At 48.4% G+C, this 18,380-nt stretch carries 17 protein-coding genes and 8 tRNA genes; all 25 read left to right on the top strand.

Annotation, left to right across the window (positions count from 1 at the left end):
• Positions 1-206 precede the first annotated feature (206 nt).
• A tRNA-Ser gene (locus NLX73_RS21875) sits at positions 207-298 on the top strand.
• A gap of 31 nt (positions 299-329) precedes the next feature.
• A tRNA-Met gene (locus NLX73_RS21870) sits at positions 330-406 on the top strand.
• 10 nt (positions 407-416) lie between these two features.
• Positions 417-492, top strand: a tRNA-Val gene (locus tag NLX73_RS21865).
• A 4-nt stretch (positions 493-496) separates the two neighbouring features.
• Positions 497-572 (top strand) — tRNA-Thr (locus NLX73_RS21860).
• A gap of 23 nt (positions 573-595) precedes the next feature.
• A tRNA-Asp gene (locus NLX73_RS21855) sits at positions 596-672 on the top strand.
• Between the two features lie 78 nt (positions 673-750).
• Positions 751-823, top strand: a tRNA-Phe gene (locus NLX73_RS21850).
• A gap of 9 nt (positions 824-832) precedes the next feature.
• Positions 833-918, top strand: a tRNA-Tyr gene (locus tag NLX73_RS21845).
• A 7-nt stretch (positions 919-925) separates the two neighbouring features.
• A tRNA-Lys gene (locus tag NLX73_RS21840) sits at positions 926-998 on the top strand.
• Between the two features lie 158 nt (positions 999-1,156).
• On the top strand, positions 1,157-2,299 hold the full coding sequence (locus tag NLX73_RS21835) for a PucR family transcriptional regulator (RefSeq protein ID WP_254327315.1): 1,143 nt from the start codon (positions 1,157-1,159) through the stop codon (positions 2,297-2,299).
• Positions 2,300-2,402: 103 nt separating this feature from the next.
• A complete protein-coding gene (locus NLX73_RS21830; RefSeq protein ID WP_250259927.1) occupies positions 2,403-3,527 on the top strand; it encodes an ABC transporter ATP-binding protein in 1,125 nt (374 codons plus the stop codon).
• Positions 3,528-3,876: 349 nt separating this feature from the next.
• On the top strand, positions 3,877-4,815 hold the full coding sequence (gene hprK / locus NLX73_RS21825; RefSeq protein WP_254327314.1) for an HPr(Ser) kinase/phosphatase: 939 nt from the start codon (positions 3,877-3,879) through the stop codon (positions 4,813-4,815).
• Between the two features lie 47 nt (positions 4,816-4,862).
• Entirely contained in the window at positions 4,863-5,918 is a 1,056-nt protein-coding gene (gene lgt, locus NLX73_RS21820; protein WP_061830200.1) for a prolipoprotein diacylglyceryl transferase, read from the top strand.
• Complete coding sequence (gene ppaX, locus NLX73_RS21815) at positions 5,915-6,568, top strand: pyrophosphatase PpaX (protein ID WP_250259926.1); 654 nt, start codon at positions 5,915-5,917, stop codon at positions 6,566-6,568. Before lgt ends, ppaX begins: the two co-directional genes overlap by 4 nt.
• Complete coding sequence (locus NLX73_RS21810; RefSeq protein WP_250259925.1) at positions 6,565-7,059, top strand: acyltransferase; 495 nt, start codon at positions 6,565-6,567, stop codon at positions 7,057-7,059. The genes ppaX and NLX73_RS21810 overlap by 4 nt, the downstream gene beginning before the upstream one ends.
• Positions 7,060-7,205: 146 nt before the next feature.
• A complete protein-coding gene (locus tag NLX73_RS21805) occupies positions 7,206-8,357 on the top strand; it encodes an acyltransferase (RefSeq protein WP_254327313.1) in 1,152 nt (383 codons plus the stop codon).
• Positions 8,358-8,700: 343 nt separating this feature from the next.
• The gene (locus NLX73_RS21800; protein ID WP_061830204.1) at positions 8,701-9,906 is read left to right on the top strand and encodes an ATP phosphoribosyltransferase regulatory subunit; all 1,206 of its coding nucleotides are present in this window, start codon (positions 8,701-8,703) and stop codon (positions 9,904-9,906) included.
• Positions 9,903-10,547, top strand: coding sequence for an ATP phosphoribosyltransferase (gene hisG / locus NLX73_RS21795; protein ID WP_061830205.1), 645 nt, complete (start codon positions 9,903-9,905; stop codon positions 10,545-10,547). Before NLX73_RS21800 ends, hisG begins: the two co-directional genes overlap by 4 nt.
• Positions 10,548-10,616: 69 nt before the next feature.
• Positions 10,617-11,930, top strand: a complete 1,314-nt coding sequence (hisD, locus tag NLX73_RS21790; protein WP_069290798.1) for a histidinol dehydrogenase — start codon at positions 10,617-10,619, stop codon at positions 11,928-11,930.
• A complete protein-coding gene (gene hisB / locus NLX73_RS21785) occupies positions 11,914-12,522 on the top strand; it encodes an imidazoleglycerol-phosphate dehydratase HisB (protein ID WP_254327318.1) in 609 nt (202 codons plus the stop codon). The genes hisD and hisB overlap by 17 nt, the downstream gene beginning before the upstream one ends.
• 3 nt (positions 12,523-12,525) lie before the next feature.
• A complete protein-coding gene (hisH, locus tag NLX73_RS21780; RefSeq protein WP_069290799.1) occupies positions 12,526-13,155 on the top strand; it encodes an imidazole glycerol phosphate synthase subunit HisH in 630 nt (209 codons plus the stop codon).
• A gap of 95 nt (positions 13,156-13,250) precedes the next feature.
• A complete protein-coding gene (hisA, locus tag NLX73_RS21775; RefSeq protein WP_165179530.1) occupies positions 13,251-13,982 on the top strand; it encodes a 1-(5-phosphoribosyl)-5-[(5-phosphoribosylamino)methylideneamino]imidazole-4-carboxamide isomerase in 732 nt (243 codons plus the stop codon).
• A gap of 11 nt (positions 13,983-13,993) precedes the next feature.
• Positions 13,994-14,752, top strand: coding sequence for an imidazole glycerol phosphate synthase subunit HisF (gene hisF / locus NLX73_RS21770; RefSeq protein WP_254327312.1), 759 nt, complete (start codon positions 13,994-13,996; stop codon positions 14,750-14,752).
• Positions 14,749-15,480 carry a bifunctional phosphoribosyl-AMP cyclohydrolase/phosphoribosyl-ATP diphosphatase HisIE gene (hisIE, locus tag NLX73_RS21765; protein ID WP_254327311.1) on the top strand — a complete coding sequence of 244 codons (732 nt, stop codon included), beginning with the start codon at positions 14,749-14,751 and terminating at the stop codon, positions 15,478-15,480. The genes hisF and hisIE overlap by 4 nt, the downstream gene beginning before the upstream one ends.
• A 36-nt stretch (positions 15,481-15,516) precedes the next feature.
• On the top strand, positions 15,517-16,341 hold the full coding sequence (gene hisJ / locus NLX73_RS21760) for a histidinol-phosphatase HisJ (RefSeq protein WP_254327310.1): 825 nt from the start codon (positions 15,517-15,519) through the stop codon (positions 16,339-16,341).
• A 237-nt stretch (positions 16,342-16,578) separates the two neighbouring features.
• Positions 16,579-18,348, top strand: coding sequence for a tetratricopeptide repeat protein (locus NLX73_RS21755; protein ID WP_254327309.1), 1,770 nt, complete (start codon positions 16,579-16,581; stop codon positions 18,346-18,348).
• The last annotated feature ends 32 nt before the right edge of the window (positions 18,349-18,380 follow it).

Genomic DNA, 18,380 nt, shown 5'->3' with positions numbered 1-18,380 from the left:
AGGTAGATAGGTTGGGGGTGGAAGTGCAGTAATGCATGGAGCTGACCAATACTAATCGGTCGAGGGCTTATCCTAAAGAATAAAACGCAAATAAGTTTCGGATCCAGTTTTCAGGGTGTAACCTTGAAATTGCGCTTGATATTCCAAATCACTTTGGTGAGTTAAAGAATAACTTGCGGAGTTTTGCTAAGCGAGTCCATTTATATGGAGAGATACCCAAGTGGCTATAAGGGGACCCTCTGCTAAGGGGTTAGACTGCGAAAGTGGTGCGAGGGTTCGAATCCCTCTCTCTCCGCCATTTAGGACAAGCTAGCGAAATATTATGTTATGGCGGTGTAGCTCAGCTGGCTAGAGCGTACGGTTCATACCCGTGAGGTCGGGGGTTCGATCCCCTCCGCCGCTACCATACATACCCAGGAGGCTTAGCTCAGCTGGGAGAGCATCTGCCTTACAAGCAGAGGGTCGGGGGTTCGATCCCCTCAGCCTCCACCATTGTGCCGGTGTAGCTCAACTGGTAGAGCAACTGACTTGTAATCAGTAGGTTGGGGGTTCAAGTCCTCTCGCCGGCACCATTTTTGAATTTTGAAAAATCTAGGGAACTGTGGTGTAGAGGCCTAACATGCCTGCCTGTCACGCAGGAGATCGCGGGTTCGAATCCCGTCAGTTCCGCCATTTTTCAATTCAATAGTTTTACCGTACTAAAGTGGGAAGGGGTATCCCTCCGCACTTTATTTTTTTGTTAATGGATATGGCTCGGTAGCTCAGTCGGTAGAGCAGAGGACTGAAAATCCTCGTGTCGGCGGTTCGATTCCGTCCCGAGCCACCTTTATATGGAGGATTAGCGAAGTGGCCAAACGCATCAGACTGTAAATCTGCTCCCTTACGGGTTCGGTGGTTCGAATCCATCATCCTCCACCAGTTTTACGAGCCATTAGCTCAGTTGGTAGAGCACCTGACTTTTAATCAGGGTGTCGAAGGTTCGAGTCCTTCATGGCTCATCAGAAGTCATCAACTATAGGTTGATGGCTTTTTTTGTATTGTTTTAAGTTATGTTTTAATATAGCTTTTTTATTTTACGGTATCGACAGGTTATAATGAGTTCATTATGTTCGCTTAGTGCTTATTCTATATTCTAAAAAAGTGAAGTGGTGATCGCGTGACTCTGGATACAGAATGGATTCAACAACAGCTTCAGAATATTATTCAAGCGCCTTTTACCATAGTGCCTTGGTACCCGGAAATGATGGCAGAGGGAGAGACAGCCGATTCAGTTATACCGGATAGATCGTTTGTCCATGACAATAAGCTATATTTTCCGTTTCGTGCGTCGGCAGGTGAACTGGCTGCCTTTGTGGTAGAGGCCAGGTATTTGACGGATCGAGAACGGAAACTGGTAGAAGCGCTATTGGGGAACATGGAGCAGGTCTGGCAGAACGGTCCACAATTGTCGGATAACCCAGTTTATAGCGAGGAAGAGCGGATGAATCGTTTTGGACAATGGCTCATACAGCAGGCTGCCAATCTAAACAGAGAAGAAGAGGTTCCTGATGAATTGCAGCTTCGTGATTCGCTATCAGCCTGTATGGTTCCGATTTTACTGAATGGCGAGGGAACACAGGAGGGGGCTATTACCTATACGCAGCTCCATCGATTGTTCGCGAGCTATTTTGGAGGGGAAGTGCTGCTTACTCCATTGGACGAACAGTCTTGGCTGATTATGGCTAAAAAGGAGCTTTTATTAGGAGCGGACGATGAACGGGATAAAGACACTGAATCCAGGGATGCAGATTTTACGGAATCGCTGGAAGAGGTTCTTACGGCTTTTAGCTTGGGCCTATATGAGCTTATTGCGAATGAGTGGGTGGGTGTATTCCATTTGGCGGTTTCTAAGCCTTCGATCCCTTTGCAAAGTCTTCCCCAAGAGCTGAATTTGTTATGGGAGACGATACATCTGGGCAAGATTTTTCATGTAACAGAGCACATCCACTTTTCATGGGAGCTTCATTTAGAAAGGCTGTTAAACCGCATTCCCAAGGAACAACGCGTACTATTTTTAGAGCAGGTAATGAAATCATCTGTCATACTGGAAGACTCAGAAACGATGGCTACATTAGATATCTTTTTTCAATTGGATTGTAATGTGAGTGAGACAGCTAAGCGTCTCTATGTGCATCGAAATACGTTGATTTACCGTTTGGACAAGATCAAACAGGAGACCGGATTGGACGTGCGGACGTTTAATGATGCGGTTTTGGTCAAGCTCTATCTGCTATTGTACAAAGTGACAAAAAGGAAATAGCATCTTTGTGCAGTTTGCGAATAGCCACGCTACGTGGACTAGGGTAAGATACAAGTAAGAAATGTATTCGATTTCATAACTTGATCTTAGGGAGGCAGAAGCTATGGCTGGTGTACGTTTAGAGCATATTTTCAAAAAATATCCGGGTGCAGATAAAGCTACGGTTGTTGATGTCAATTTGGACATTCGAGATAAAGAATTCCTCGTATTGGTTGGTCCCTCCGGTTGCGGGAAGTCTACTACACTTCGTATGATTGCTGGTCTGGAGGAAATTTCAGATGGTAAATTGTACATTGGGGATCGTGTTGTGAATGACGTGGCTCCAAAGGACCGCGATATCGCGATGGTATTCCAATCCTACGCCCTGTATCCGCACATGAGCGTGTACCAGAACATGGCGTTCGGTCTGAAACTGCGCAAAGTGAAGAAAGAAGAAATCGACAAGAAAGTACGCGAAGCTGCCAAAATCCTCGATATCGAGCACTTGCTGGAACGTAAACCTAAGGCGCTGTCCGGTGGTCAACGCCAACGTGTCGCTCTGGGCCGTGCGATCGTCCGCGATCCTCAAGTCTTCCTGATGGATGAGCCGCTCTCCAACTTGGATGCTAAACTTCGTGGTCAAATGCGTGCTGAAATCACTAAACTGGTTAAACGCCTTGAAACCACTTGTATCTATGTAACACATGACCAGATTGAAGCCATGACGATGGGTGATCGGATTGTAGTTATGAAGGATGGTATTATCCAACAAGCTGCATCCCCAGATGAACTGTACAACCGTCCAGTGAATCTGTTCGTTGCTGGTTTTATCGGCTCTCCTACGATGAACTTTATCACAGGTAAGCTGGTTGAAAAAGAAGGTGCATTGCATTTTACTGCGCCAGGTCTGGATCTGTTCGTACCAGAAGGTAAAGGACAGATTTTAAAAGCGAAGGGCTATATCGGCAAAGATGTGATCTTGGGTATCCGTCCTGAGGATATTCATGAAGAGCCTGTATTCTTGGAGGCTTCTCCGAATACGATCTTTACATCCACTGTGGATGTAACGGAAAATCTCGGTCATGAAATGCTGTTGTACCTGAGCGGTGCCGGAAATGATACGATTATTGCTCGTGTAGACGGACGTTCCAATACTCGTGATGGTGTCAAAGCGAAGTTGGCTGTTGATATGAACAAGGTTCATATTTTTGATAAGGAATCGGAATTGAGTATTCTGGTTGGCGAATAAAATTTGCCTCTGGAAGAGAGTCGCAGTTTTCCCCAAGCGGAGAACTGCGACTCTTTTTGTATATCGCATACGGCTACTAGCTTCGGCATTGCATTCATTGGAAAATTCCGATACGATGGGTACAATGGTACAGGTCTAGATGCAGGCAAGGTTCGTTGGCAAGGGTCCTAGATGGGATCAATCCAGCTGTCGGAATAGAGTTAGCCTGGAACCATAGTGTTAAATCAAGTGGAGTGTGGATTGATGCAGTGCAGCATAGACTGGCGTTGGGCTGTATGGTTAATAGGGTAAAGCTACATAAATCAAATGACGTATAGAATCCGGTGTTGCAGATGAAGGGGAGAATACAATGGCTAAACAGGTAAAGGTATCCGAGCTTGTACAGCAGTTTCAAATGGAAGTTATTTCTGGTGAAAAAGGTCTGCGAAGACTGATCACAGTGGATGATTTGAATCGCCCAGGTCTGGAGATGGCCGGGTATTTTGAATATCATACACAGGAGCGGGTACAGCTTCTGGGAAGGTCTGAGTTGGCTTTTCTGGGGATGCTTCCTCCTGAGGAGCGACGGGATCGGATGGAGCGTCTGTGTACAGAGCTGACTCCATGTATTATCATCACACGTGGTCTGGAGGTACCAGCTGAGTTAGTGGAGGCGAGTGCAGATCGGGATATTCCTGTACTGCGCACTAATATGGCGACGACGATTTTATCAAGCCGCATCACAGGCTTTCTCGAAAGAAAGCTGGCTCCTACGGCGACTATTCATGGTGTACTGTGTGACGTGTATGGCGTGGGAATGCTTATCACAGGAAGTAGTGGAATTGGTAAAAGTGAAACAGCACTGGAACTGGTTAAACGTGGACATCGCTTGGTAGCAGATGATGCGGTAGAAATTCGGCAAACGTCCGATTTTCAGCTGCATGGTACAGCACCTGAGCTGATCCGTCACCTGTTGGAAATTCGTGGCGTGGGCATTATTAATGTGATGACGCTGTTTGGTGCTGGTGCAGTTCGTAACAACAAACGGATTACATTGGTTGTCCGTCTGGAGGCATGGCAGCAGGACAAGCAGTATGACCGTCTTGGTCTTGATGAGGAAACGACACGCATTATTGATACAGATGTTCCACTGGTTACGATCCCAGTTCGTCCGGGCCGAAACTTGGCTGTTATTATCGAGGTGGCGGCGATGAACTATCGTTTGAAACAAATGGGTGTTAATGCAGCCCTGCAATTTACAAACAAGCTGACTGCTACGATTTCTGAAGATATGGAAGAGATGGATTAAGTTTGGTTTGTTCGTTTGCAAGGAAGAACGAGGAGTGAGAGAAACATATGTCAACGGCAACATTACTGCTGAATCCGATCGCTTTTTCAATCGGGGCAATCAAGGTCCACTGGTATGGACTTATTTTGGGGCTGGCGGCGCTTGTGGGTTTATATCTCGCCATCCGTGAAGGAAAAAGATTCGGTATTCCGCAGGACTTTTTTATGGATATGCTGCTTCTGGGTGTTCCATCAGCAATTATTGGAGCGCGTATTTATTATGTAGCCTTCAAATGGGAAGACTACCGAGATAATCTATGGGATGTTTTTAAAATTTGGAATGGCGGTATTGCGATATACGGTGCCTTGATCGGGGCCATTATATGTGCGGTCATTTATTTCCGGTATAAAGGGTATAACTTCTGGCGTATCGCTGATATTTGCGCACCAGGTCTACTAATCGGTCAAGCGATTGGACGCTGGGGTAATTTTGTCAATCAGGAAGCCTACGGTGGACCGACGGAAGAGACTTTTTTGCGAAATCAACTGCATCTGCCGGACTTCATTGTGAATCAGATGAACGTTAACGGGGTGTTTCATCACCCTACATTTTTATATGAATCACTGTGGAGTATTGTAGGTGTGATTTTGCTGCTCGTCATTCGTCGTATGAAATTTGTACGTGCAGGCGAAATGTTCGCGTTTTACTTCATTTGGTACTCGATTGGCCGTTTTTTCATCGAGCGTGTACGGACGGATAGTTTGGCTTTTCAGGGACCAGATTGGCTGGCTTCTTTTGTGAATGCTTTGTGGTCTCCTATGGTGTGGTTAGGGTTTGAACCAGGGCATCTGGACCCGAGTTACGGTAATGTACGGATCTCGCAATTGCTGCCTATTTTCATTGTGGTAGCTGCCGTGATTTTCATTTTGGTTCGTCGCCGGAAGGGCACATCTGTTGCTCGGTATAGCGATCCGATTATCTCCAGCAAAGCGGGGATTGATCAGGTACCTGACGTGACGCCAGAACAGGTATCCCGTCCAGGACAGGACGCGGTTCCTCCAACAGCTACGGCGGATAAGCTACCTAAGGAAGACACGGACGAGGACAAGAAGGAGCATCTATGATAAATACGATTTTGTTTGATTTAGACGGCACCATCATGGATACGAATGAGTTGATTATCAGCACATTTCTACACATTTTGAATCATCCGGATGCTGATCCGCTGACGCGGGAGCATATTATTCCTCATATGGGTGGAACGCTGGACGATCAACTCCGTACTTTTACGGGATTAACGGATGTATCTGGGTTAGTTAAGGACTACCGTGCTTATAATCAGATTCATCATGATCAAATGGTGAAGCCATTTCCATATGTCATTGAGGTTATTCAGGAGTTGCGTGCGAGAGGAATTAAGCTGGGGGTTGTGACAACCAAAATACGACCATCCACGATACGTGTACTTAATCTGTTCAATCTGACTTCCTCTATGGACTATATTGTGACGGTAGACGATGTAGAGCATCCAAAGCCACACGCTGAGCCAGTCCTTAAGGCCTTAGCAGGCTTGAATGCTGAAGCAGAGCACACATTGATGGTCGGAGACAGTTCTTTTGATATTTTGTCAGCTCAGGCAGCAGGTGTGAAATCGGCTGGTGTAGCTTGGTCGCTCAAGGGCGAGGAAACTCTGCGCGGATATGGGCCTGACTACATGTTGCATGATATGCGGGATTTGCTGAAGCTGGAGCTTCAAGGTGTCAATGTATCGTGAGAAAGGTGAACCGCTATCCTGTAGAAGGTCCCAATGCGTTGTGGCAGATTTATCGGACGGTGAGCCGCTGGAAAGGCATTAAGAACTTTATTTTTATACAGATTGCCCGGTATTGTCCTGTGCTTTCTCTGAAAAACGTCATTTACCGCAGAATACTGGGAATGAAGGTGGGGCAACATGCTGCCTTCGGCCTGATGGTGATGGTGGATGTTTTTTTTCCGGAGCATATTACGATAGGGAACAATTCGGTCATTGGGTATAACACGACGATACTGGCTCACGAATACCTCATTGAGGAGTATCGTATCGGTAAAGTGGTGATTGGAGATCATGTGCTGATCGGCGCCAACACAACCATTCTGCCGGGTGTTACCATTGGTGACGGAGCTATCGTAGCGGCTGGAGCGGTCGTGCATAAAGACGTGCCCGCAGGTGCATTTGTGGGTGGCAATCCGTTGCGTGATTTAAGACGCTCTGGTGTGGACGAGTAGTAAATAGCACAATAAGAAAGACCCCTCATGTATTAAGGGGTCTTTCTTGTGTTGTTTTTCTGTATAATAAGTGGGGTAATGCATGTTGATTATGTTTAAAAATTGATAAAAGACATATTTGCAAGGCGATATGGGAGCGTGTTGATTTGGTCAAAAAAGAACGTATACCAGAGCTTGATATTTACCGGGGAATATTAATTGCAGCCGTTGTTACCATTCATGCGACTTCAATGGCTTTAATTGATGCACGTCATTCTCTATTGTTTTATCCTTTTCTATTTTTAAATATGTTTAGTAGCTTTGCGGTGCCAGTATTTATTTTTGTGAGCGGGTTTGTTTTATTTTACAATTATGTCGATAGGCCGCTTCGTGGTAAGAATATGCTAGTGTTTTTCCGAAAAAGACTGATGTTTATTGTGTTACCGTACGTTTTGTTTTCTCTTGTGTATTATTTGACCTTGGTAACACGCGGGTTGATGCCGCTCAGTGATCTTCCGCTCGTGCTGTTAACGGGAAAGGCGTACACACATTTGTATTATGTCATCATCATCATCCAATTTTATTTGGTCTTCCCGCTGTTGCTGTGGGGAGTGCAGCGCTTATGTCATTGGATATCGAGTCCACGGAGAGCAGCCTGTATCATTTTGGCAGTAGGGTTAGTCATTCAATGGGGGTTTGTATTGCTGAACAAATACGTTTGGCAAGAGGAAAGAGGAAGCCTTGCGATTACGTATATCAGTTATTTTGCCTTGGGCGCAGCTGTAGCGATTGGATATGAAGGGTTTAAAAAATGGCTTTTTCCAGTGTCAGGTACAGTAATTAGACGTGGTCAGTTGATCAGTTGGTGGGGGTTGTGGGCGGCTTGGCTACTCGTGGGTATAGCTTATGTACAAATATGGTTTGTAGCATATCGCAAAGGCATCTATGCAGACTCACTGATCTATGAACTACTCCGTAATGCACATGCCCTCGTATCTGCATTAGTGTTGTTTCAGTGCTCGGTTTTATTATATCGTCATACTAATGATAGGCTGCGAATGTTAATCAGTTGGTTGGGGGCATGTTCTTTCGGTATTTATTTACTTCACCCGGCGTTACTGCGGGTGTATCGCAAGTTAGATTTGCATGGAACACCGATAGAATATATCTTCTCCGTTGCCGGTGGATGGTTGTTGGCGCTGTTTGGCTCATGGCTGATTGTGACGTTGTGTTTTCGATATGTTCCATTTGCATGGATCGGTTTGGGCACGGTTCCGAAGTTTCCTTTCGGGAGTAAAGATGAACAGGTGAATAGCTAAATATTTTGATTTGGACTGTTAGCTTAAAGCTGGCAGTCTTTTTTTTAGAGTATAGAATTTATAAAAATTTTCAGTGGAGCTGAACAACTCTATATGCACAAAAAAATTAACGTAGGCGCGGTCTTGCTCCGTGAAAATACGTTGATAGATGTTTTTCATATAGGATTCATGTATTTTGCATTGGATAAAATATAGAGAGGGGCAGCAGCTTGGCGAATCTGTAAAAAAGGGCTGCGCCGTTCGGTTGACGTTCACAAGTAGAGCATGATAATATATCGAATATACTTTAGTTTGTTAGCACTTTACCATGATAAAGATATTGTGAAATCATGAGGTGATAGAGATGTCTAAGCCAAAAGGATTCGAGATCCCTGTAGGGGTTCGAGATTATCTTCCGCGTGCAGTGTCGAAGCTGCGGGCCATTGAACTGAATGTACTCGAATGCATGGAGCGTTGGGGTTACCGCCAGATTATGACGCCTACGATGGAATACTACGATACGGTGGGAGTGGCTAGTTCTACTTCCGATCGGAAGCTGTTTAAATTACTCAATAACCGGGGGACCACGTTGGTGCTGCGATCGGATATGACCGCTCCAATTGCACGGGTGGTATCTTCGTTGCTAAAGGAAGAGGAAGTACCTCTCCGACTTTCCTATCACGCAAATGTATTTCGGGCGATTGAGGAAGAGGCAGGAAGAGAAGCGGAGTTTTTTCAGACGGGTGTGGAACTGGTGGGTGATGATTCACCTGAGGCTGATGCAGAAGTTGTAGCATTGGCAATTGCATCATTACAGGCAGCAGGGGTGACCTCTTTTAAAATTGCGATGGGGCATGTGGGATTCCTGAACGGTTTGTTTGAGGAAATCATTCCAGGCCGCCAGGCTGAACAACAAGCGCTAAAGGAACTATTGCTCAGTCGTGATGTAGTGGGCTACCGAACAGCGATTGAAGCTTTGGGCTTGGCTTCCGAACACCGGGATAAACTTGAGGCTATTCTGCGGCTGCGCGGTGGAAAAGAAATTTGCGAACAGGCTACCCGTCTTAGTGTGGAGCAGCAGACGATTCGATCCATTGCACATTTGTGCGAGGTGTGGGAAGTGCTGGAGGCTTACGGCGTATCTGAGCATGTGTTAATCGACCTTACCATGATCGGGGATTTTTCATATTATACAGGAATGACTTTTGAGGGCTATGCGGCGGAGATTGGGTTCCCGGTATGCAACGGAGGCCGCTATGACAATCTGCTTCAGCAGTTTGGTCGCTCCGTACCTGCAACAGGATTTGCATTGAAAACGAACCGGATCGTCGATGGTGTGGATGGTATTCAAATGGAGGCGAAGCTTCCTGTACTTATCCGCTATGACGAACAGGGACGCCAAGAGGCGTTGTCCGTAGCGGCACAGCTACGCGCAACAGGTCTTACTGTGGTGACAGGGCTCACGGACGGACCGGAAGATCGACGTCGTGAGCAGCAGGGCCTGTATGAAGAGGTATACAGCTATACAGCTGAAGGAAGACAGCCAGTACAAAGGAGGGAATTGCCGTGACGGAAACATTGAAGGTAGCCATGCCAAAGGGACGGATTTATAAGCAGGCTTCTGAGCTATTTCGCCGAGCGGGGGTTCCCATTCCGCTGGATGTGGACGAGACGCGTAAGCTGGTCATCCCACTGCCCGAGCTGGGCATGGAATTTATTATGGCGAAGCCCGTTGATGTTCCTACGTATGTGGAGTACGGGGCGGCGGACATTGGCATTGTGGGCAAGGATGTTTTGCTGGAAGAAAACAAGGATGTGTATGAACTGCTGGATCTCGGGATTGCCCGTTGTCGGATGTCGGTGATTGCTTTACCAGATTGGCAGCCAGGTATTCGTCAGCGGGTCGCTACAAAATATCCGAATGTGGCTTCCCAGTATTTTCGGGAGCAAGGCCAGCAGGTGGAGGTTATTAAGCTGAATGGCTCCATTGAGCTGGCGCCGTTAATTGGTCTGGCAGACCGCATTGTTGATATGGTAGAAACGGGGCAGACCTTGCGGGAGAATGGATTGGTCGAGCAAATCAGCATACTGGATATTACCAGTCGTCTGATTGCCAATCGGGTCAGCTACCGGATGAAAAACAGCTCGATTCAGGCATTGTGTGATCGATTGCATCAGGTGATTCCAAATGCGGTGGCACCCCGGGAGTAAATGGACTAAAGGAATAAGCCAAGGGTTAAAGGGGCATTCTGCAAGCTGCAAGTAAGGGGGAATGGACAAATGAAGATCGTATCAGCCCGTGATTTCAGTCTCCAACGGGAGGTGGATTACGGCACACCTGAGCAAAATGAGGCTGTGCGTACCATTATTCAGTCGGTACGCCAAGAGGGGGATGAGGCTGTCCTGCGGTATACGCAATCGTTTGATGGTGTATCGCTGACAGCAGAGCAACTTCGTGTGACGGAGGAAGAATTGAAGGCGGCATATGATAAGGTAGAGCCTTCTTTTTTACAGGCGATTCGAGAGGCGGCGGATAATATCCGTGCTTTTCACGTGAAGCAAAAACGTAATTCGTGGATGGACTTACAGCCAGATGGTAGCTTGCTCGGTCAAATTATCCGACCATTGAAACGTGTAGGCGTGTATGTTCCAGGCGGTAAAGCAGCTTATCCATCCTCAGTGCTGATGAATGTCATTCCCGCTCAGGTGGCTGGTGTACCGGAGATTGTCATGGTGACACCCCCGGCGACAGGCGGCAAGGCAGGGATAGATCCATATACACTGGTAGCTGCGGCAGAGGCTGGTGTAACGGAAATATATAGGGTTGGCGGAGCGCAGGCGATTGCTTCTCTCGCTTACGGAACACATAGCATTGAGCCAGTCGATAAAATTTGCGGTCCCGGCAACATTTATGTAGCGCTGGCGAAACGCGAGGTTTACGGTGCGGTGGATATCGACAGTATAGCGGGACCAAGTGAAATTGTTGTGTTGGCTGACGACACAGCGAATGCCTCTTATGTAGCGGCTGACCTGCTTTCACAGGCAGAACATGACGAAATGGCCTCAGCCATACTGGTTACGCCTTCGCAACGCTTGGCCGAAGAAGTATCAGCTGAAGTACAGCGCCAATTGGCGGAGCTGCCGCGCAGAGATATTGCTGCTGCATCGGTGGAGGCATATGGGGCTATCATTGTCGTCGACACTTTGGAAGAGGGCATCCATATTGTAAACCGACTGGCGCCGGAACATTTGGAAATTATGACAGAGCAGCCGATGGAGCATGTGGGTCTGATTGAAAACGCGGGAGCTATTTTCCTGGGAGCATACAGCTCGGAGCCAGTAGGCGATTATTTTGCCGGACCTAACCACATTATCCCGACGAATGGAACGGCGCGGTTTTCTTCGCCAGTGGATATTGATGATTTTATCAAGAAGTCGAGTATGATCTATTACAGCAAGGAAGCGCTACTGCGCAATGGAGAGACGATTATGCAGCTTGCCCGCCATGAAGGACTGGAAGGTCACGCACGGGCGATACAAGTTCGATTGGACAATGAAAAGAAGGCGGTCGATGGCGATGGGGAACGAAAATAACGTAACAGGACGTACAGGCAGCGTCAGCCGAAAGACGAACGAAACGGATATTCAGCTATCTTTTGCAGTAGACGGCACAGGGCAAGCTGAGATTGAAACGGATGTTCCGTTTCTGAATCACATGCTGGATTTGTTCACCAAGCACGGACACTTTGACCTGAATGTACAGGCCAGAGGGGATGTTGATATCGACGATCATCATACCGTAGAGGATATTGGTATTTGTCTGGGGCAAACCTTGCTGGAAGCGTTGGGTGATAAAAAAGGAATCAAGCGCTATGCCAGCGTCTTTGTACCGATGGATGAGGCGCTCGCGCAGGTTGTCATTGATCTGAGTAACCGCCCTCACTTTGAGTATCGTGCGGAGTATCCGTCACAGCAGGTAGGGAGCTTTTCGACGGAGCTGGTGCATGAATTTCTGTGGAAATTTGCGTTGGAGGCTCGCATGACGCTACACGTCATCGTTCACTACGGGCAAAATACCCACCATATGATTGAAGCGGTGTTCAAAGCGCTGGGACGTGCACTGGATGAAGCGACATCCATTGATCCGCGGGTGACGGGAGTGCCTTCAACGAAGGGAGTGCTGTAGCCCATGTCCATTGCCATTGTGGATTACGGCAGAGGCAATCTGCATAGTGTGAGCAAGGCCGTTGAACGTCTTGGCTATGAGGCTGTAGTAACGGGAGATGCCCAAGTGATTCGTTCCTCCAGCGGTGTAATTTTGCCAGGTGTAGGGGCATTCGGGGACGCTATGGAGCATTTGCGTTCCAGCGGATTGGATCGGGTAATTCAGGAGGTTGCCAGCGCTGGACAACCACTGCTCGGTGTTTGTCTAGGAATGCAACTGTTGTTCACTCGTGGTGAAGAATACGGCAGTCACGAAGGGCTTAATATTTTACCAGGCGAGGTCGTTCGATTTGCTCCTGATCTGGGGGTTAAAGTGCCGCATATGGGCTGGAATCGTCTGTGTATGATTCAGCCGGACCACCCGTTGTTACAGGGCTTGGAGGAAGGACATGTGTATTTTGTGCATTCCTATCATGCGAAGCCGGAGGTCGAAAGTGACCTGCTGGCGGTGACCGATTATGGCGGGCCCGTAACAGCTATCGTGGGCAGAGGCCATGTATATGGCATGCAGTTCCACCCAGAGAAAAGCGGGGCAATGGGGATGCGACTGCTTCGTCAGTTTTTGGAACTAGCGGAAGTGGAAAAGCGAGCGTAACGATTCGTGAGTATGCAGTTGGTGGTACGCCAACTTTGGTCGTTGATTGATGTAAAGGCATATAGATGTTGAATAGCTCACAAGGGGGTCATACTTTGTTCACGATATACCCGGCGATTGATATTCGCGATGGCAAATGTGTACGACTGGTACAAGGAGATTATAACCAGGAGACGATATACAACGAAAACCCGGTGGAGGTTGCCCAAGAATGGGAGCGTTTGGGCGGCTCCTACATTCATTTGGTTGATTTGGACGGTGCTAAAGCAGGTCAACCGGTGAACGATGAGCTCATTGGGCGCATCGCTTCTGCGGTGCAAGTGCCTGTACAAGTGGGTGGCGGCTTGCGTACACGTGAACATGTAGAGCGACTGTTGTCGCTGGGCGTGAGCCGTGTGATCTTGGGTACGGCAGCGATTGAGGACCGTGCTTTTACGGAAGCGGTATTGGGTACCTACGGTGATCGGATCGCCATTGGTCTGGATGCACGGAATGGCTATGTGGCCACGCGCGGATGGCTTGAAACCTCGGAGGTTCGAGCGGACGAATTGGCTGCTGAGTTGGCCTCCAAGGGAGCTGAAACGTTCATTTTTACAGACATTTCCCGCGACGGAATGATGCAAGGCCCGAATGTGGAGGCGATCGTAGCGCTTGCGAAAAGCAGTCGACGAACCGTGATCGCTTCCGGCGGTGTCAGCAAGATGGACGATCTAATCACGCTGAGCACCTATGCGAAAGAGGGTGTAGGCGGTGCTATTGTGGGTAAGGCATTGTATACGGGCAGCATTGATTTACAGGTCGCCGTACAAGCTGTAGCAAAGGCATAGGGGGAGTAGGCATGCTGGCTAAACGTATTATTCCCTGCTTGGATGTAAAGGATGGCAGGGTGGTTAAGGGCGTTAATTTTGTGAACTTACGCGATGCAGGCGATCCGGTGGAATTGGCGGCACTTTATGATCGAGAAGGGGCGGACGAAATCGTATTTCTGGATATTTCTGCTTCAGTTGAAGGGCGTGCCACCATGGAAGAAGTAGTTCGTCAGACAGCCGGGGAAATTGCCATTCCTTTCACCGTAGGTGGCGGGATATCTCATGTCGATGATATGAAACGCATTTTGCGTGCCGGAGCTGATAAAATCGGCGTAAATACGGCAGCTGTCCGTAACCCTCAGTTGATTGCGGAGGGTGCGCGCAGCTTTGGCTCACAATGTATCGTTGTTGCCATTGATGCCAAGTACAACGAGGCGTGGGACGAGTGGGAAGTGTATACACACGGAGGTCGCACGCCATCTGGTATCCGAGCCTTGGCCTGGGCCAAGGAAGCTGAACAGTTGGGAGCCGGTGAGATTCTGCTGACCAGCATGAATGCGGACGGAACCAAGGACGGCTTTGACCTGCCACTGACTTCTGCGGTATCGGATACCGTTGGGATTCCAGTTATCGCTTCTGGCGGAGCAGGCAAACAGGAGCATTTCTATGACGTGTTTACGGCGGGCAAAGCGGATGCTGGATTAGCAGCAACGATTTTTCATTATAAAGAAATAGGAATCCCTGAGCTAAAACGGGATTTGAAGCGCAGAGGAGTGGAGATACGATGAGCAACGAATTGAACCAACAGCTATCTCTGGAGCAGATACTGGATAATGTACGCTGGAATGAGGCAGGACTTGTCTCGGCGATTGTGCAGGATGATGCTACGCTTCAGGTGCTTACGCTGGCCTACATGAACCGCGAGTCGCTGAAACTATCTTTGGAGTCGGGAGAGACCTGGTTCTGGTCACGTTCCAGACAGGAGCTGTGGCACAAGGGGGCTACTTCGGGGAATACGCAAAAAATCACCTCCATCCAGCTGGATTGTGACGGTGATGCCCTGTTGGTACGTGTCATTCCGAGCGGTCCTGCCTGTCATACAGGAGCAACGAGCTGTTTTTTTCGTAATATTTCCGCGCCAGGAACCGCTGTAGCACCTGTTGCAGGAAAAGCAGGAGACCACACGTTGGTAAATGAAGTTTCCAGTGCTTCAGCAGACCGCTTTGAGGTACTTGCCCAGCTGGAGGCGATTATTAAGGAACGTGAAGAGACACGTCCTGAAGGGGCCTACACGACTTACCTTTTTGATAAAGGTGTAGATAAAATCTTAAAAAAGGTTGGCGAAGAAGCATCCGAGACAATCATTGCCGCCAAAAATAAAGATAATGACGAACTGCGCCTAGAGGTCAGCGATTTGATTTATCACCTGCTGGTGCTGTTGCAGGAGCGCAAGCTACCGCTCGATGACGTGCTGGCTGAGCTGAATCGCCGCCATGAACGTCCTCGTCGTGATTAGTACGGTTTGTTGTAGTGTTGAAAGGGGGAGGGCCGCATGAAAATTGACTATCATACGCATCACGCCCGCTGCGGGCATGCCATAGGGAGTCTGGAAGAGTATGTACAGCAGGGAATTCGGCTAGGGCTGGATCAGCTCGGCTTGTCCGATCACATGCCACTACTGCATGTAAAACCGGCTGACTATTACCCGGAAATGGCAATGCCTATGGAGGAGCTGCCCCGATACGTGGAAGAATGTTTGGAACTGAAGGAACGTTTTAAAGGGCAAATTGATATTCGTGTTGGCTTGGAAGGCGACTACATCGAGGGCTGGGAACGAGAAATCGAAGACATCATCACCGCGTATCCCTGGGATTATGTGATTGGTTCCGTCCACTTTCTCGGTGAATGGGATGTCACGGACTTCCGTCAGGTACACCATTGGGAAGGCAAAAATGTGCTTGAGGTGTACCGCACGTATTATGATGCGGTTTCCAAGGCGGCAGCTACCGGTTTGTATGACATCATGGGTCATTTGGATGTCATTAAGCGCTTCGGCTATCATCCGAGGCCGGAGGAAATGGAGGAGCTGCGTGAACTGGAGCGTGCCGCAATTTCAGCCGTTGCCCGTAGCGGTCGGGCGATGGAACTGAATGCATCAGGGCTTTCGAAGCCCTGTGACGAGATGTTCCCGAGCCGCCGCATGTTGGAAGAAGCTTTTTCGCTAAGCATCCCGCTGACCGTAGGATCGGATGCTCATGATCCGGCGAAGCTGTCCGAGCACTTGGAGAAGGCACGCGCTCTTCTATATGAAGTCGGCTATCGCGAGCTTGCCGTATTTCAGCATCGCGAGCGCTCGCTGGTGCCGCTGACGCTTTAATTATTACGTTTATTGGGTCTAAGTATCATTTCCAGTGGTTAGCCGAACGCTCCCTATTTATACAGGGAAAAAGCGCTCGGCTATTTAGCGTATTCTTATATACATATCTATAGGTATACAAGAGTGTATCCGATTTTTGGAATGAGGCAGGATCGACTGTCAAGTCGTTTTGAAGTTGTGGTATACTGAAGGGTATGAACATGCCAGTTACTTTTAAAGGAGGTGCCTTGGTTATTTATGAAAGGGAAACATCTGCGAGTATCGGAACCTAGCCCTAAAATTATTGCTTTGCGTTTCGACGCATCTTTCTTTTTTGAGAAAGCTGTGCGCTCGCTTGATCGCAATCATTATGACAAGGCATTGAAATATTTTCGCAAAGCCGTTGAATATGAACCGGATAATCCGGTGAATCATTGCAATATGGCGGGTATATTATCAGAGATGGGGGATTATGCAGGTTCGAATGAGATCCTGTCCTCTGTTCTGAGTGACGTAGACTCGTCGATGACAGAGTGTTATTTCTATATGGCGAATAATTACGCTAATATGGAGCAGTTTGAAGAAGCGGAGAAAGCATTGGTCACGTACCTGGAGGAGGACGAAGAAGGCCAGTTTCTTGATGAAGCGGAGGAAATGATGGAGCTGCTCTATTATGAGCTGGACCGTCCAACGAAGCTGAACCGCATTAAGGCCCGGCAGGGAGTAGTAGAGCATGATCAGGCTCGTGTCCTGCTGGAGGAGGGGAAATTTGCTCAGGCAGCCCAGTTGCTCAAGCAAATTTCAGAGGAACAACCGGATATGTTCGCTGCGCGGAATAATCTGGCGCTGGCGTATTACTACATGGGATTGTTCCAAAATGCTAAGGCTACCATTATTCAAGTGCTGGAAGATGAGCCGGGTAATTTACACGCATTGTGCAACTTGGCGATCTTTTATCAGCACGAGGGCGGCGGCCCGGAATTGGATCGTCTGGTGCAGACTTTGGCGGTTACTATACCGTTTCAGGAGGAGCAGGTATTCAAGCTGGCGACCACTATGGGGATTCTCGGACGCCATGAGGAGGCCTACAGACATTTCCGCAGGTTGCTTCATGGCGATGGAGAGAATAATGCGGATGCTTCTTTGTACCATTACACGGCGGTAGCTGCTAGCAATACCGGAAGATATGCGGAAGCTCGGCGGTTGTGGAGTCATTTGCAAAAACAGGATGCTTCCTCGGAAGTTCCGCGGTTTTTCCTGTCCCGACTGGAGGAACTCCAGCAGGAGGGTACACCGCTGCAAGTGCTCAGCTATCATTATCATCTCCCGTTTGAGGAGCAATTCCGCATGTGGGAGAAGTTTGGTGCTGACCAGGTGCCTGACAGTATGAAGAAGGACCCGCTAATCCGGTCATCCTTCTTCTGGGCCTTGCGCCACGGGGATCGGGCGACTCAGCTTCAGGTCATTCAGGCGTTAAGCTTGATCGGTGATGATGAGGTGCGTCAGGCACTGGAGTCCTTCGTAGAAGACCCGGACCAGGAGGATGAGCTTAAACGCCGTGCCTTGCAAGTATTGCAAGAGCTGGCGGAGCAGGGTGGGCAGAAAATGTACCCGGAAACGGGACATTCTGATCAGTTGGAGGTTGAGAACGATCCGCATACAATTGAAGGTGATGTATCTGCTTCCCCGGTCGATCCACAATGGCAGGCAGTGCTGGATAAGGTACTGACCGTCATGAGCAAGCCATCAGATCCGGCCATGCAGCACGATTTGAGATCGCTTTGGCTGGAGTATTTGGATCGGCTTGCCCCGGAAGTTCCGATGGTTCAGCATACTGAGGGATGGGCAGCGGCGCTGGAATATTTGACAGCTAAAATGCATCATCATTCAGTCACCTATCAGGAAGTAGCCGATCGTTATGGTATTTCCGTATCGACCGTAAGCCGCTATGCACGCCAGATTGACAGCGTGTGTGGTATCAAACAGAAGCTGAAGCAACCGCTCTCCACGTTTAAAAAGCAGGTCTGAGACCTGCTCCAAACATCACTTAAAGGAGGCAA

The organism is Paenibacillus sp. CH40, from assembly GCF_024213605.1.
GTDB lineage: Bacteria > Bacillota > Bacilli > Paenibacillales > Paenibacillaceae > Paenibacillus > Paenibacillus polymyxa_B.
The sequence above is the reverse complement of the archived record's forward strand: the minus strand, read 5'-3'. Positions and strand labels throughout refer to the sequence as shown.